General features: G+C 56.4%; 14 protein-coding genes. 11 read left to right on the top strand and 3 right to left on the bottom strand.

The features are described from left to right. Positions 1 to 4: 4 nt before the first annotated feature. The 6 genes from KF947_RS04870 to KF947_RS04845 are packed head-to-tail and all read left to right on the top strand — an operon-like array spanning position 5 to position 7,187. Positions 5 to 670 carry an alpha/beta hydrolase gene (locus tag KF947_RS04870; protein WP_227405608.1) on the top strand — a complete coding sequence of 222 codons (666 nt, stop codon included), beginning with the start codon at positions 5 to 7 and terminating at the stop codon, positions 668 to 670. Positions 671 to 710: 40 nt separating this feature from the next. After that, the gene (locus KF947_RS04865; protein WP_227405607.1) at positions 711 to 1,409 is read left to right on the top strand and encodes a hypothetical protein; all 699 of its coding nucleotides are present in this window, start codon (positions 711 to 713) and stop codon (positions 1,407 to 1,409) included. Further along, the gene (locus KF947_RS04860) at positions 1,406 to 2,896 is read left to right on the top strand and encodes a complex I subunit 5 family protein (RefSeq protein ID WP_227405606.1); all 1,491 of its coding nucleotides are present in this window, start codon (positions 1,406 to 1,408) and stop codon (positions 2,894 to 2,896) included. The genes KF947_RS04865 and KF947_RS04860 overlap by 4 nt, the downstream gene beginning before the upstream one ends. After that, positions 2,893 to 4,398 carry a complex I subunit 5 family protein gene (locus tag KF947_RS04855; protein WP_227405605.1) on the top strand — a complete coding sequence of 502 codons (1,506 nt, stop codon included), beginning with the start codon at positions 2,893 to 2,895 and terminating at the stop codon, positions 4,396 to 4,398. Before KF947_RS04860 ends, KF947_RS04855 begins: the two co-directional genes overlap by 4 nt. Beyond that, on the top strand, positions 4,395 to 6,164 hold the full coding sequence (locus tag KF947_RS04850; protein WP_227405604.1) for a complex I subunit 5 family protein: 1,770 nt from the start codon (positions 4,395 to 4,397) through the stop codon (positions 6,162 to 6,164). The genes KF947_RS04855 and KF947_RS04850 overlap by 4 nt, the downstream gene beginning before the upstream one ends. A gap of 39 nt (positions 6,165 to 6,203) precedes the next feature. Continuing rightward, positions 6,204 to 7,187, top strand: a complete 984-nt coding sequence (locus KF947_RS04845; RefSeq protein WP_227405603.1) for a YihY/virulence factor BrkB family protein — start codon at positions 6,204 to 6,206, stop codon at positions 7,185 to 7,187. Positions 7,188 to 7,271: 84 nt separating this feature from the next. Here KF947_RS04845 and KF947_RS04840 read toward each other — a convergent pair whose 3' ends face one another. Both KF947_RS04840 and KF947_RS04835 read right to left on the bottom strand, forming a co-directional pair. Next, entirely contained in the window at positions 7,272 to 8,681 is a 1,410-nt protein-coding gene (locus KF947_RS04840) for a PhoH family protein (protein WP_088699791.1), read from the bottom strand. 206 nt (positions 8,682 to 8,887) lie between these two features. Next, entirely contained in the window at positions 8,888 to 9,757 is an 870-nt protein-coding gene (locus tag KF947_RS04835) for a LysR family transcriptional regulator (RefSeq protein ID WP_227405602.1), read from the bottom strand. A gap of 115 nt (positions 9,758 to 9,872) precedes the next feature. Between KF947_RS04835 and KF947_RS04830 the strand changes: the two genes are divergently transcribed. Next, positions 9,873 to 10,739, top strand: coding sequence for a cation diffusion facilitator family transporter (locus tag KF947_RS04830; protein WP_227405601.1), 867 nt, complete (start codon positions 9,873 to 9,875; stop codon positions 10,737 to 10,739). Positions 10,740 to 10,840: 101 nt separating this feature from the next. Beyond that, positions 10,841 to 11,113: a hypothetical protein gene (locus KF947_RS04825; protein ID WP_227405600.1), complete on the top strand. Its 273-nt coding sequence runs from the start codon at positions 10,841 to 10,843 to the stop codon at positions 11,111 to 11,113. A 62-nt stretch (positions 11,114 to 11,175) separates the two neighbouring features. Here the strand turns inward: KF947_RS04825 and KF947_RS04820 are convergent, their stop codons facing one another. Then, positions 11,176 to 11,361: a DUF3008 family protein gene (locus KF947_RS04820; RefSeq protein ID WP_133729984.1), complete on the bottom strand. Its 186-nt coding sequence runs from the start codon at positions 11,359 to 11,361 to the stop codon at positions 11,176 to 11,178. Between the two features lie 473 nt (positions 11,362 to 11,834). Between KF947_RS04820 and ybaK the strand changes: the two genes are divergently transcribed. The 3 genes from ybaK (at position 11,835) to KF947_RS04805 (ending at position 14,743) form a co-directional block, all read left to right on the top strand. Beyond that, entirely contained in the window at positions 11,835 to 12,302 is a 468-nt protein-coding gene (ybaK, locus tag KF947_RS04815; protein ID WP_227405599.1) for a Cys-tRNA(Pro) deacylase, read from the top strand. Between the two features lie 134 nt (positions 12,303 to 12,436). Continuing rightward, positions 12,437 to 13,834 (top strand): ATP-dependent RNA helicase DbpA, encoded by a 1,398-nt coding sequence (gene dbpA, locus KF947_RS04810; RefSeq protein ID WP_227405598.1) that lies wholly within the window; start codon positions 12,437 to 12,439, stop codon positions 13,832 to 13,834. 33 nt (positions 13,835 to 13,867) lie between these two features. Then, on the top strand, positions 13,868 to 14,743 hold the full coding sequence (locus KF947_RS04805) for a PA4780 family RIO1-like protein kinase (RefSeq protein ID WP_009288324.1): 876 nt from the start codon (positions 13,868 to 13,870) through the stop codon (positions 14,741 to 14,743). Positions 14,744 to 14,760 lie beyond the last annotated feature (17 nt).

The following is a 14,760-nucleotide window of genomic DNA, read 5'->3' as shown; positions in this document are numbered from 1 at the left end:
TGTCATGACTGCTCCTGGCGAACTGATTATTGAGCCGAAAGATGGTCAACCCGCCGATGCCTGTGTGTTTATTATTCACGGCTTAGGCGCGGATGGGCACGATTTTGAACCCTTGGTACCCGCATTAGCGCTGCCTAAAGATTCCCACGTACGCTTTATCATGCCCCATGCGCCTCGGCTGCCGGTGACGATCAATGGCGGTATGGTGATGCCCGCTTGGTACGATATTTTGGCCATGGATTTGGGACGTCGGGTCGATGAGATCCAGCTCAAGAAATCTGCTGAGCGAATCCAGGCGTTGATTCAAGAGCAGATCGACCAGGGCATCGATAGCCAACGCATTATTGTGGCGGGTTTTTCGCAGGGTGGTGCTGTTGCCTACCACGCCGCGCTGACTTTCCCCGCGCCGCTAGGGGGCTTATTGGCCATGTCGACCTACTTCGCGACCGCGGACAATATCGACCTGGCGGAAGCCAATCGTCAAATCCCTATAGAAGTGCAGCACGGTAACTTTGACCCCATTGTGCCTGAAAGCCTGGGTCGTAGCGGAGCCGACCGCTTGAAAGAGATGGGTTACGCGGTCAACTACCGTCAATACCCCATGGCCCATGCGCTCTGCCCCCAGCAGGTGAATGATATCGGCAAGTGGCTGAGTTCTCGCCTAAACTAAGCGCCTATTCGTGACCGATGCAAGGATGTAGCGAAAACGAATGACAGCCACCTTTGATGCAATAGAATCTTTTGACGCAATAGAAGTGCTGCTGGCGCTGTTCCTCACGGCATCAGCGCAAGTGTGCCTGTTTGACCGCCACTTGGTGCGCGCTTGCTACTTTTTTGTGGCTTTTACGGCCGCAATGACTGCGGCCTGGTGGCAGCTCGGTGCCCCCTGGCTGGCGGCTGTCGAGCTGGTGCTAGGGGTAGGGTTAACCGGGCCCTGCTTTTTTTATGCCCTGGGCCATGTCTTACCCGGCGCTTCCTCACCTTTAGAGCGCGATAAATTCAGCGAGCCTTGGTCGCGGGTGGCGATGCGGGTGTTGTTGGCACTGGCTTGGTTTGTCATGGTCGGCGCCGCGATTCGCTATGTCGTCGCCGATATGGCGTATGCACCTTCAGAGCATCCGCTGCTTGTTGCTGGAGTAGTGATTGCCGCTACCGCCTTAGGGGCGTTTGCGCTACACCGTCATCTGCTGCGTCGGCTGCTGGCGTTTAATCTGCTCGGCTCGGCGGTATTTATACTACTGGCTGGCGTGGCAGGCACCTCGGCGACTGCTCAGGCACTAATTAGTGTAGGGCTGCTAGTCGCCTGGTTGGGGTCAATGCTGGGCGCGCTGTTGATTCGGCAGCTTTTGCATCTCGAAGGGGTCGAGGCTTTGGGGCGTGACGGTCGAACTGAAGAGGGCGCCACATGATTTGGCGCTTTGGCCTTTTCGATAGCACCTTTGAACCCCTTCTCCCTACCCACTGGGCGCTATTAGTGGCGCTTGGCTTACCCCTGCTGCTGGGCATGCTGGCGGCACTATTCCCCCCTAAGCGGGCGTGGCCCGTGGTGCTGGCGAGTGTGCCGGTGTTGGCTTCTGGGCTAATGCTGCTGTCTGCTTACGATCAAGCGGGACTACTGCGCTGGCATTGGGACATAGCAGGCGTTCAGCTGTCGCTGCGCTTAAACGGGCTGAGCGTGCTGTTGCTATTAATGACTCAGGTGATTGGCGTTGCGGCAGCGATCTATACACCAGGGTATCTGCGCTTAAGCGAAACCGGGCCGTTGGCACGCTGGCTGTGGCCGCTGATGGGCGTAGTGCTGAGTGCGCTTTCGTTAATTTGGTTGGCCACTGACCTGTTGACCCTCTATGCCGGGCTGGAGCTGATGGGCCTTGCGGCGGTCGGGATGCTGATGCTATCGGGCAAGGTAGCCGCGCTGGTGGCGGGAATGCGCTATTTGCTCTTGGCCCTGATGGGCTCGTTAACCTATTTACTCGGGGTCGCGCTGATTTTGGGCCACTGGGGGCAGTTGGATTTGCAGGGCTTGGCTGAGGTCGTCGAGCCTGGGCCGGTGGCGTGGTTTGCCGCCGCATTGATAGGCGCCGGGCTTGCCTTGAAAGCCGCACTGTTCCCACTGCATGCCTGGCTGACTCCTGTCCACGAGAATGCCTGGACACCGGTGAGCGCGTTGCATGCAGCGCTGGTGATCAAAGCGTCGCTGTTTATATTGCTGCAGCTGTGGAGCATTCTGCTCCCCGATACGTTCTACGCCCCGCGTGTTATCGCCTGGTTAGGCCTGCTGGCGATTGTATGGGGCGGGTTACTTGCGTGGCGTACCGATTCACTTAAAACCCTGGTCGCTTCTTCTACCGTAGGTCAACTGGGTTACCTGATGGTGGCTTTTCCGCTACTACTGGGGCCGGATATTGCCCCGCTAACCCGCGCTTTGGCTTGGGAAGGGTTCTGGCTACAGTTAATGGGCCACGCCTTTGCTAAAGCTGCCATGTTTATGGCCGCAGGCAACCTGATACTGGCCACCGGGGAGAGTACGCTCAAAGGCCTGGCCGGTACCAGCCGCCGTTTGCCGCTTTCACTATTAGTGTTTGGTATTGCCTCCATTACTTTGATGGGGCTGCCGCCCAGCTCTGGGTTTACTGCCAAGTGGCTGCTGCTACAAGCGATGGTGCTATCCCAGCAGTGGTGGGCGGTGGCCGCGCTATTGATCGGTACGCTACTCACTGCCGCCTATATTTTCCGCCTGTTTCGCTACTGTTTTGATGAGACGGCCCCCCGCCATCGCTATCAACCCTTGGCGCCGGGCATGGATCTGATCGCCCTAACGCTTGCTCTAATTGCGTTCGCTCTAGGGCTATTGGCGCATTTCCCGCTGGAATTGATGCATGGAGGTAGCCCATGAATGCCGCCTGGTTACCGCTGACTGCTCTGGCCACTTCGCTATTGGTAGTGGTGATTATCTTTGCGTTGCCGGAAGATGCCCGCCGACTGCGCACGACGATCAACCTTACGGCGGCGGTGGTTAAGATTATTCTGGTTATTCTTATGGTCAGGCGGGTCGCCGCGGGACATGAGGATATTTTTAGCTTTCAAGTGATCGGTGGCGTCGATTTTGTGCTGCGCAGCGATGCGCTGGGGGTGATGTTCGCCGGACTATCGTCACTGCTGTGGTTATGCACCACCATCTACGCCATTGGCTACTTGGAAGGTTCAGCTAATCGGAAGCGCTTTTTTGGCTTTTTTAGCCTCTGCGTTGCGAGCACGATCGGCATTGCGCTGGCTGATAATCTGTTTACCTTCCTGATTTTCTACGAAATGTTGACGCTCTCCACCTACCCCTTGGTGGTTCACAACGGTACCCGGCAAGCACTCGATGCGGGACGCGTCTATTTGCGCTACACCTTAAGCGCCGGTGTGGTACTGCTGCTGGGCACCGTGTTGCTATATAGCCTAACCGGGGATCAGTCATTCTCCTCAGAAGAGGGGTTGGGCGACTATTTAAACGATCATCGCGGTTTGCTAACGCTAATATTTGCCCTGCTTGTGGGTGGGTTGGCGGTAAAAACGGCCATGGTACCTCTGCATGGGTGGCTACCCAGGGCGATGGTCGCCCCCGCGCCGGTGAGTGCGCTGCTACACGCGGTAGCGGTGGTGAAGGCGGGGGCTTTCGGGATTCTGCGGGTCGTTTACGATCTGTTTGGCATTGAGCTGAGCGTGGAGCTCGGTGTTATTACCGCGCTGGCGGTAGCGGCCTCGATTACGGTTATATATGGCTCGTTAAGGGCCATTGCCCAAGAGGAGCTGAAACCCCGCCTAGCGTTTTCCACCGTCAGCCAGGTCTCCTATGTCATTCTCGGTATAGGCCTGTTTGGCCCTTTCGGCACCGTCGGTGCTTTAGCGCACTTGCTGCACCAGGGCCTAATGAAGGTTACGCTATTCTTCTGTGCGGGCAACTATGCCGAAGAGCTGGGGATTCATCGTATTGATGAAATGGACGGTGCAGGCAAGCGCATGCCGCTGACCAGCATTGCGTTTACCATCGGCGCTTTTGGCATGATTGGCCTTCCTCCCGTGGCGGGGTTTATTACCAAGTGGTACCTCGGCGTTGGCGCGATTCAAGCCGAGATGTACTGGGTCGTCGCCGTGCTCGTGGCCAGCAGTACTCTCAACGCCATGTACTTTTTGCCCATTGTGCACCGTTTATGGTTCCGTTCAGGGCCCGCCCATGGCAAAGGCAGTTGGCCCAAAGAGCAACGTCTAGGCCGTTTTGAAACCCATAGCTGGCTGCTGTTACCGATGGTGTTTACCGCCTTGGTGAGTTTGGGGGCCGGGCTGTTTGCCGGGCTCCCCTTTAGCCCCTTGGATTGGGCGGCTCGAGTAGCCAATGGGGAGTATCTCCCATGATGACCATGCTACTTGCCCTGGCGCTACTTTGGCCGCTGGTCGTCATCGGTTGGACGCTATGGAGCGCCTACCTCGCTCCCGCTGCGCAGCAGGGCTATTTTTCAGCACTTTGGCTAAGCGCCGCTTGGCCAGCCCTGCTGCTAGCCTACGGCGGTGAAGCGCAGTGGACGATGGATGCCTGGATGCTGGGTGGCGAATGGGCGCTTAACTCACTAAGCCGCCCCTGGCTTGCGTTTACCGCATTGCTCTGGGGGTTGGCAGCCATTCACGCAAGGGGCTATTTTGCGGCGGAACAGGCGAAGGCCCAGAAGGGTGATCAGGATGCTCAGCGACGCCTGTTGCGCTTAGCGCTGCTTTGGCCGCTGACACTGCTTGGCAACGTATTACTGATTATTGCCCAGGATATTGCCAGTTTTTATCTAGGCTTTGCGCTGATGACCTTCGCCGCCTACGCCCTGGTGGTGCATAGCGGTACCGAGGAGGCGCGGCTGGGGGCCAAGGCCTATTTGATGTTAGCCGTGGTGGGCGAAGGACTCATTATAGGTGGCTTTCTATGGGCAGCCGGCGAGGCGGATACGCTTACGCTGCAAGGCCTGCGTGAAGGCATTTTAGTTGCAGAACAAGGCGCATGGATGGCCGCCTTGCTGTGCTTGGGCTTTGGCGTGAAAGCCGGTGTCATTGGCTTGCACGTATGGCTACCGTTAGCCCACCCGGTGGCCCCGGCCCCAGCCAGCGCGGTGCTGAGCGGAGCGATGATTAAGGCGGGGCTGCTGGGCTGGATCAGTGTGCTGCCGCTAGGGAGTGAGCAGGTTTCAGCCTCATTAGCTCAGTTTGGCCGCATTATGTTAATTGCAGGGCTGGCGGCAGCGTTTGGCGCCGCGCTGTATGGCGTTTTTCAGCGCCACCCTAAAGCCGTTTTAGCCTACTCCAGTATCAGCCAGATGGGCATGATGACTGCTTTGGTGGCCATGGGATTAGTCGCGCCAGACGTGTGGCCGCTGCTGTGGCCAGGCTTGGTACTGTTTGCTGCCCATCACGCGCTGGCTAAGGGTTCGCTGTTTTTGGGCACCAGTATCAGTGAACATCTCCCCCGGTGGCCGCTGCCGTTGGTCTGGGCTTTGCTGGCACTGCCGGGAATATCATTAGCTGGCGCCATTGGGGCGGGCATGATCAGCAAGTGGGGGGTGAAGAGTCCACTCTACGAAATGCATCATGAATCGTTAATCAAACTGCTCAGTTGGGCGGCTGTTGGCACCGCGGCTCTGGTAAGCGTTGCTTTATGGCGTCAGTGGCAGCAGCGCCATAAAGGAGGCAGTAACCGAGAGCAGTGGGGCGCCTGGTTAGTTGCCATGGCGGCAGCGCTGTTAACGCCACTTTGGCTTCCCCTCCCTGCGGGCAGTATCGAGATGCCGCCGCTTAAAGAGTGGTTGGGGATTATGTGGCCATTCCCGGTGGGGGTACTGTTCGCCGGGGTGGGCTGGCTATTAACGCGCCCGCTTAAGGGTAAATCCCTCCCCGCGGGAGATCTATGGTGGCTCTATGCGGGGGTGGTCGACGCTGCATTGGTGCCGATACGACGGCTTGGGCACTACTGCGCCAAGCTTAAAGCGGCGAGCGTGGCAAGCGCACAAAAAACTGAAGAGATATTAATGGGCCATTTAACTCGCCTGTTGTCGACGGAGTCCTGGTTGCGTCACCATGTCAGTGGGCTGATGATGTTGCTTGCCTTAGTACTTGCGGCGCTAATGATGTGGGAAGGTCTGTAATGAGACGATTGTGTGGAGTGTACTTGTCAGGAGCCCGCTATGGGTAAGCTCCCGCGCGGTCGCCGCGCGCAGGTACCCGGTGATATTCCCCAGCGGGGTTGGCATGATATTACCTGGCGGGTAGTGCGTGCCGCTCGTCGTAACCGTCTGACCATGCTGGCCGCCGGTGTGGCGTTCTACGCCTTGCTGGCGCTATTTCCCACCATCGCCGCGGTCATTTCCCTCTGGGGGTTACTGTTTGACCCCTATGAAGCAGGCCAGCAACTGAATGAAATCAGCCGCTTTATGCCGCCGGATGCCGCCAAGCTGATTGATCAGCAGGCGCAGAAGGTGGTGGAAAGTGCTAAATCAGGAAGCTTTCTGGGCGCATTAGCCGGGTTGCTGATTGCGATGTTTATTGCTTCCAAAGGGGTGGCGGTGTTGGTCATTGGTCTTAACGTGGTGTATGGCGAAACCGAAAAGCGCAGCCTGCTACACCGCAGTACGGTACTGATAGCGCTGACCTTTGGCTTGATTATTATGACGTTGATCTCGCTGGGTTTTATCGCCATCGTGCCGGTAGTTGTCAACTCCCTGGCGATTGATCCTCCGTTGGATCAAATCCTGCAGTGGCTACGCTGGCCTGCACTGTTAGTGGTGATGAGCATGCTAATTGCGCTGCTTTACCGCTACGCGCCTTATCGGCGCTCAGCTCAGTGGAGTTGGTTAAGCTATGGGACGCTGCTGGCGACGGTGATGTGGTTGTTGGGCTCCGGCGGACTTTCGCTCTATGTACGCTACTTCTCTATGTTTAGTGAGCTGTACGGTTCGTTGGGGGCGGTGGTGGCGCTCATGATCTGGTTCTGGCTTTCCGCGTTTGTGGTGCTGTTTGGTGCGGAGGTCAACTGTGAGATGGAGCGCCAAACCTTCACCGACACCACCATTGGCGAGGCGCGTCCGTTAGGGGAGCGCGAGGCGTTTGCCGCGGACACCATTGGCGCACCCCGGCCGTGGAAGGATATTGAGGACAGTAACGAGAATTGAGTGCGGAGAATCACCTCCCACCAGCAGTGGGAGGTGATTGGTTTAAAACAGCAGGTTTAAAACAACAGGTTTAAGACAGCAGGCTTAAAGCAGCTCTTCCGCCGCCAGGGCCAAGCGAGAGCGTTCAACGCTTTTCAGGGTGATATGCCCGGCGTGGGGCCAATCACGGAAGCGCTCAACGACTGCGGCCATACCGCAGGTGTTGGCAGTGAGGTAGGGCGTATCAATCTGCCCGACGTTACCCAGACAGACAATTTTGGTATTGCGCCCCGCCCGTGTGACTAGCGACTTAAGCTGTTTGGGGGTGAAGTTTTGCGCCTCATCAATGATTAAAAAGGTGTCGTTTAGGGTGCGGCCGCGCATAAAGCTCGGCGAGCGGATTTGCACCCGCGAGCCAATCAACTGCCGCGTGGCGCCGTTATCCCAACTGGTTTCTCCCTCCTCGTTGCGCAGCAGGTTATCCATATTGTCGTGGAAGGCACCCATCCACGGTGACATTTTCTCCTCCTCGGTGCCGGGTAGAAAGCCAATGTCTTCCCCCATGGGGATCGGCGCGCGGGTAAACACAATACGTTCAAACAGCTTGGCATCCAGGGTCTGCTGAAAGGCTGCGGCCAGGGTCATAAAGGTCTTACCGGTACCGGCATTACCGGCGATGGTGACCAGATCAATATCGGGATCCATGAGTAGGTTGAGGGTGAAGTTTTGCCGACTGTCGTGGGCGTGAACGCCCCAAACGCCCGCGTGGTGGCGATAGTTCGTCAGCAACTGAAGGCGCGCCGAAGAGGGCCCCAGTTCACGAACGATTGCTTCGAACTCTGCCCCGTTTTCGCTATCCGAGACCAGCATGCCCACGTGCCAGTTTCGGGGCATGGTGCCGGTGAGCTGATAGAAAGTGTGGTGATCCAGGCGCTCAACGGTGACGTCGACATTCAACGCTTCCCACAGTGAGGCGCCATTCTGGCCTGCAGAGGCGTAGACCTGGGCACCCTCAATCATGGCGTCGCTGTCGGAGAAGGCGCGATCGTTGAGGTAATCTTCAACGGGCACTTTCAGCGCGGCGGCTTTAACGCGGAGGTTGATGTCTTTGGTGATCAGAATGACCGAGGCGTCGGGGCGTTCTTCGCGAAGGCGGCAGGTCTCCGCCAGTATGCGGTTATCGGGGCTATCGTCGAGGGCGTCAAAGAGCTTTAAATCGTTGTAGCATAAAAAGTGCAGGCGTCCTGTGTCGCCGCTGAGACGGGGAATCGGAATACCGCGTTGGATCTCATCAAAAGTGACTTGGCTGGTAAGGTCAGAGAGCGTACGGCTGATTTGGCGAGCCGTGCGGGCAATTTCACGTACACCATTTTTGTGCTTATCAAGTTCCTCCAGGACGGTCATGGGGATAACGACGTCGTGCTCATCGAAGTGGTAGAGCGCGGTGGGGTCATGAATGAGGACATTGGTGTCCAACACATACAGCCGAGTGGCTTTCTTATCGAGTCGTACCATCGTTGGAATCACTCCTTGGTTGACGGCAACATCGACACTGGCAGGTGCGTATTACGCCCAGATGACACTTACCAGTGTTCCTCACGTGGCGTGTCCTGGCGGCTCCTTATTTAGCTCTTTGTAATAGCGTGGAAGGCTTTGGTGTTTTTTTCCATAAAAAAGATTTCAACGATATGTCAGCCCGCTCTTTGCAATAGCCCTGGTCATCAGTTCTGGGAAGCCAGGAAGTGCGCCACTTTGTTTAATAAGGCGGTAGCCACCACGCCACGGTTATCACTTTCCACATAGCGGTAGTAGTGGCTGTCTAGCGCTAAATCGTGATTTAGCGTGCAGAGCGTGCCAGCCTCTAGGGCGCCTTTCACCAGCGGGTAAGGCAGCAGCGCCCAGCCGGTCGCGTTGATGACGGCGTCGCGGATCACTTCAAACATCGTTAAACCCAGATAATTACCTGAAAACAGCGCTTCGCTGATCAGCTTGTCATCCTGCACGTGGGTTAAACACACTTGAGTGTACTGGGCCAAGTCGTCACGGTTAACGCTGGGGAGACGGCTTAGCGGATGATGGGGTGCGGCCACTAAACGCATGCTGACGGGGGCAAGGTTGGCTGCGTTGGCATCAATGCCTTCAGCGGTATACAGGCCAAAGGCGATGTCCACGGTTTGGCGCTGCACAAACTGGGTGTGCTCCTGGGGCGGCACCAGGTACACCGAAATCGCGGTTAGCGGGAACTGCTGTTTTAAATCATGCATCACCTGGCGCCAAAATACCTCGGGCAGGGCATCATCCCGGGCAATGCCGAGCTGGCTTTCAACGCCCTGCAAGTGCTGGTGGCAGTGTTTTTTGATTCGGCTGGCGCTGGTCAGCAAACGGTAGCAGTCAGGAAGCACGCTATCGCCTACGGCGGTAAGCGTTAGGCTATTGCCCGAACGCTCAAATAGCTCCACGCCCAGGCTATCCTCCAGCGCATTGACGGCGGCACTCAGCGTGCTCCGTTTAAGGCCGGTATGTCTTGCTGCGGCGGCAAAGGAGCCATGCTCGGTGACATCAATAAAGGCCTGTACTTGTTCTGCACGCATAATCGCCTCGTTTAGCGCTTTGAGCGCCAGTTAACTTGGCGCTGAGCGATTCGTGATTGTCATAACTCTTCACTATTATGGCGCACATTCCGACTAATGTGATGGAGTTATCCGCGTGACCCCCTTTGTTGCCGAGCGCCGTGCGCTAAGATTTTCAGCCATTTCTGCAAGCCTGTTTGCGTTTACCGGGCTAGCACTAGGGCTGACCAGCGGTTCCATAACGATTCTTTTTGACAGCGGCTACTCGCTGCTGAGCCTTGTGCTGGCGTCGCTATCTCTGTTTGCACTTCAGCAGGCGCGTAAACCGGCGGATGATCACTACCCCTTTGGGCGGCTGACGGTAGAGCCGCTCGCTGTGCTGCTCAAAGGCGTAGTGATCGCGATGGTGTGTATCGTCTCGCTGGTTTCCGCTGTGTGGAGCCTGCTCGATGGCGGGCGGCTGGTCACGCTGGATTTGGCGCTGATGTTTGGCGTGGTCAACGTAACGGGCTGTTTATTAACCTGGTGGTGGCTGGCGCGCTACGCCCGGGTGGCGCGCTCCTCGCTGTTGGCCGCCGAGCTACGTCAGTGGCAGATGGATACCTGGCTGAGTGCGGCTGTGATGTTGGGCTTTGGGCTTACCTGGCTATTAACCCAATCGCCCTGGGCCAGCTACGCGCGCTTTGCCGACCCGGTGATGGTGCTGATTATTGCGGGTTACTTCTTACCGATGCCTATTCGTATGGTGAAGGGAGCGCTGCGTGAGCTGATGTTTGGCGGTTCATGCAGCAGCGTGCGTCAGGATGTGGTGGAGGATGTCGCCGACTTTGATGTCACCGCCGACGATGTGCGTCTAGCACAGGTAGGGAGCTTCCTAATGGTAGATATCCAGTTGGACAAGGAGCAGTTCAATGACGCCCAAGAGATAGTGGATAGCGTAGAGAAGCGCTGTAAGCGGCTAAACCTGCGTCCGGTTACCAGTCTTACTTTAGTGACTGGCTAAGGCGTGTGAAAAAAGATTGACGTTCTGTTAAAGGCAGTGCTATTTAGCGCTACCGACAATAGGTGTCGGCCTAATAGTGCTACGTTGAGGGTTGTAAAAACATGCCATTGCGCCGCTGTTTACCCGTACTGCTACTGACCGCACTGGTCGCTGGCTGTGCAAGTTCTACCATTGCTCCAAGTTATACTACCGAAAATCCTGACGTTATGCGGATTGGCGGTGAGCGCCCGGCTAACCGCGATGCGAGCGTTGAAAGCGCCGGATCGTTCTGCCTGGAAACCGCCGAACGTTGGAATGAGCACGGCCGTACGCCGGATGGCCAAACGTTATGGGCAAAAGACACCCTGCGTAAAGTGGTGCCTTGCAAGCAGTAGTCGTTAGTAAAGCCAAAACCGCCAGCTTCGCTAAGCTGGCGGTCTTATATCAAAAAGGATAGTTAATCCTGTTTCTTTTCCGGTTTGCCTTTGCGCTGTGTACTCGCGAAATCTTCTAGCTCCTCCTCGCTCATGGAGTCATACATCTCTTTAGACGAACCATAAAGTTCACTGGGCTTGGTTTCTCCGCGCTTAGCGGATAGTGCCGCGCCCGCCGCTTTCTGTTGCGCTTTAGACTTTGCTGGCATCTTTGGACTCCTTTCGTTTAGCTTCCGTTTACCTACTGCACTATTGAGCATTTCATTTTTAAGGCTCTTCGTCATTCGGCATAGAATTATTTCTGACAGTCTGACCTGTGGGAGGTAGCTTTAGCTCGCGACCGTTAAGGCTGCCAGCCTGACAACACCGAGGTACCTTCGGCATCCTTCGCCGAAGTGTCGGATCACTGCTGGAAGCGGCCTCCCACAACAGACAGATGGCTTGGTGGTTTCTATCTAAACCGTGAGGCACAAAATGTGTCGGTTAATATTAAATCCACATTAGATGACGGATAACCACTTTTAAACATAGTAGCTGACGCTCAGCTTTCCATTTATAGCGTGCTAACATTCATGCCCAGCCACCGGTTGACTTCCATTTGCCTGTCGCGCTATTAACCTATCGGGCGAAGTGTGCCATTCAGTAAAGTCATCGTATCAACGCTGTTAATGAAGAGAACGCCATGACACCGGCTATCAATAGTGCAAAACACGCAGGCATTGCCTTTCAAATCCATGAGTACGATCACGACGCCACCGCGCACTCCTATGGATTGGAGGCGGCGGAAAAACTGGGCGTCGCGGTGGAGCAGGTTTTTAAAACCTTAGTGGTAAAGCTGGATGGCAAACAGCTGGCGGTCGGCATTGTGCCGGTGAATTGCCAGCTGGGGTTAAAGCAGATCGCCAAAGCCGCCGGCGCAAAGAAAGCGACCATGGCGGAACCGTCGGAGGTCGAGCGCACTACCGGTTATGTGCTGGGGGGCGTTAGCCCGCTGGGGCAGAAAAAGCGCTTGGCCACCTTTATTGATCACTCTGCCGAAAGCTTTGCCAGTATCTATGTAAGCGCCGGGCGTCGTGGACTTGAAATCGAGCTGGCCCCGGGGGATTTAGCCTCGCTGAGTCAGGCTACCTTTGTGCCCCTGGCTACCTGATGGCGATGTGATGGCGGCGCAGTAAGGGGCACTTTCTGGTATGGTGCGGTAATATTTTCGCGTGTCGTTTGTCTTTTAGGCTGCGTGCGCTGTTTTCCGATGGCCATCTACTGTGGCCCAAGCAAGGTAATATCGTGTCTGACTCCTCTTTCTCCTCGTTAGCGTTGCCAAAAGCTCTGCTGAGCAACCTTGCGTCCCTTGGCTACCACGAAATGTCGCCGGTGCAGGCAGAGAGCCTGCCACCGATGCTGGCCGGGCGCGATGTGCTGGCGCAGGCGAAAACCGGTTCAGGCAAAACGGCTGCGTTTGGTTTGGCACTGCTGGCTAAATTGAGAGTCGAGAGCTTTGCGGTGCAAGGATTGGTGCTGTGTCCTACCCGGGAACTCGCTGACCAGGTGGCTGAAGAGCTGCGCCGTTTGGCCCGTGGTATGGCCAATGTAAAAATACTGACCCTCTGCGGCGGTGCGCCCTTTGGGCCGCAGCTCGGCTCTTTAGAGCACGGCGCGCACATTGTTGTGGGGACACCTGGGCGTATTGACGAGCACTTGCGCAAAGGCTCGCTCACTTTGGAATCCCTCTCGATGCTGGTGTTGGATGAAGCGGATCGCATGCTGGATATGGGCTTCCAGGCAACTATTGATGACATCATTGCCGAGACCCCAACTGACCGCCAAACGCTGCTGTTCAGCGCGACCTTTCCCGACGAGCAGACATCGGGCGGCCTAACCGAGATGACCCGCGGTGTCATGCGCGAACCGGTGATGGTGAAAATCGCCGAAGTGCACGACGCCACCACGATTCAACAGCACTTCTATAGCTTCGCCAATGAAGAGGCGCGATTTGACGCCCTGCGCCAGCTGCTGCTGGTCTATCGGCCCGCGACCAGCGTGGTATTCTGCAACACTAAACGCGAAACCCAGGCAGTGGCTGATCAACTGACCGATGCTGGTTTTAGCGCCGTGGCGCTCAATGGCGATTTAGAGCAGAAGGATCGTGATCGTATTTTGATTCTGTTCTCTAACCAGAGCGCGTCTATTCTGGTGGCCACGGACGTTGCCGCCCGCGGCCTTGATATTGCCCAGCTGGACGCGGTGTTTAACTACCAAATTGCCCGTGAGCTCGATGTTCATATACACCGGGTAGGTCGCACCGGACGAGCCGGGGCCAGTGGTATTGCCTGCACGCTGGTGACCCCTAAAGAGAGTTATCGGTTGGAGCGGTTGGAAGGGTTGCTGGAGCAGGCGATTACAACCGAACCCTTGCCCAAACCCCAGCACTCGGTACCGTTCGAGCCGCCCATGGCGACACTGCAACTGGCCGGTGGCAAGAAAGATAAACTGCGCCCCGGTGATATTCTCGGCGCGCTTACCAGTGAAGGCGGCTTGCGCGGCGATCAAGTGGGTAAAATTAAAGTGCTCGCCCGCAGTGCCTATGTGGCCGTTGAGCGCGATGTGATTCAACAAGCTCAGGCCAAACTCGAGCGTGATAAATTAAAAGGGCGGGCTTTCCGTGTTCGCCGTATCCGTTATTGAACGCGTACCAAAGAGGAGCCGACGCAGCTAACCATGAAAATCCCTAAGCGATTACAACCCCTGGTCGATGATGGAATGATCGACGAGGTGTTGGTGCAGTTAATGAGTGGCAAGGAAGCGCAGGTCTACGTGGTGCGCTGCGGTGAAGAAGTGCGCTGTGCCAAGGTATTTAAGGAGGCCAAACAGCGGAGCTTTAAACAGGCCGTTCAGTATCAAGAGGGGCGTAAAGAGCGCAATAGCCGTCGTTCAAGAGCGATGGCCAAAAAAACCCGTTACGGCCAGAAAGAGCAGGAGCAGGCGTGGCTGAATGCAGAAGTCGACGCGCTCTACCGTCTTGCCTCGGCGGGCGTGCGGGTACCTGAGCCTCATGGTTTTGTAGACGGCGTACTGTTGATGGAGATGATCAGCGACGCCGAAGGCAACGTCGCGCCGCGCTTGGACGAAGTCACGCTAACGCCAGAGCAGGCCGAGACCTACTACGCCAAGGTCATTCAAGACGTGGTTAAAATGCTGTGCGCGGGCCTGATTCATGGCGATTTGTCGGAATTTAACGTGCTGGTCGATGCCTCCGGTCCGGTGATTATCGATCTTCCCCAGGCCGTTGACGCCGCCGGTAATAACAGCGCGGCCGCAATGCTATATCGCGATGTGGATAACATGCGCAATTACTTCGGGCAGTTCGCGCCAGAGCTTCTGAATACCGAATATGGCAGAGAGATGTGGGCGCTGTACGAAACCGGTGAACTACACCCAGATAGCAAGCTCACCGGCCACTTCGATGCCGACACCCATATTGCTAACGTCGATGAGTTGATGGAAGTCATCGACGATGCCAAAGAGGAAGAGGCGGAACGCCAGGCGCGTATGCGCGACGATGATGACGACGGCGAGATTCCGCAGCCTTACTGAAAAGCCTCAATAAAGCA

The organism is Halomonas sp. FeN2 (assembly GCF_020595105.1).
Taxonomy (GTDB): Bacteria; Pseudomonadota; Gammaproteobacteria; order Pseudomonadales; family Halomonadaceae; genus Vreelandella; species Vreelandella neptunia.
Note: the sequence above shows the minus strand (reverse complement) of the source record. Positions and strands in the feature narration are given on the sequence as shown.

Bases quoted from the DNA above. Each gene is read 5' to 3' on its own strand.
- KF947_RS04870 (WP_227405608.1), top strand. From the start codon at position 5: ATGACTGCTCCTGGCGAACTGATTATTGAGCCGAAAGATGGTCAACCC.
- KF947_RS04865 (WP_227405607.1), top strand. From the start codon at position 711: ATGACAGCCACCTTTGATGCAATAGAATCTTTTGACGCAATAGAAGTG.
- KF947_RS04860 (WP_227405606.1), top strand. From the start codon at position 1,406: ATGATTTGGCGCTTTGGCCTTTTCGATAGCACCTTTGAACCCCTTCTC.
- KF947_RS04855 (WP_227405605.1), top strand. From the start codon at position 2,893: ATGAATGCCGCCTGGTTACCGCTGACTGCTCTGGCCACTTCGCTATTG.
- KF947_RS04850 (WP_227405604.1), top strand. From the start codon at position 4,395: ATGATGACCATGCTACTTGCCCTGGCGCTACTTTGGCCGCTGGTCGTC.
- KF947_RS04845 (WP_227405603.1), top strand. From the start codon at position 6,204: ATGGGTAAGCTCCCGCGCGGTCGCCGCGCGCAGGTACCCGGTGATATT.
- KF947_RS04840 (WP_088699791.1), bottom strand. From the start codon at position 8,681: ATGGTACGACTCGATAAGAAAGCCACTCGGCTGTATGTGTTGGACACC.
- KF947_RS04835 (WP_227405602.1), bottom strand. From the start codon at position 9,757: ATGCGTGCAGAACAAGTACAGGCCTTTATTGATGTCACCGAGCATGGC.
- KF947_RS04825 (WP_227405600.1), top strand. From the start codon at position 10,841: ATGCCATTGCGCCGCTGTTTACCCGTACTGCTACTGACCGCACTGGTC.
- KF947_RS04820 (WP_133729984.1), bottom strand. From the start codon at position 11,361: ATGCCAGCAAAGTCTAAAGCGCAACAGAAAGCGGCGGGCGCGGCACTA.
- ybaK (WP_227405599.1), top strand. From the start codon at position 11,835: ATGACACCGGCTATCAATAGTGCAAAACACGCAGGCATTGCCTTTCAA.
- KF947_RS04805 (WP_009288324.1), top strand. From the start codon at position 13,868: ATGAAAATCCCTAAGCGATTACAACCCCTGGTCGATGATGGAATGATC.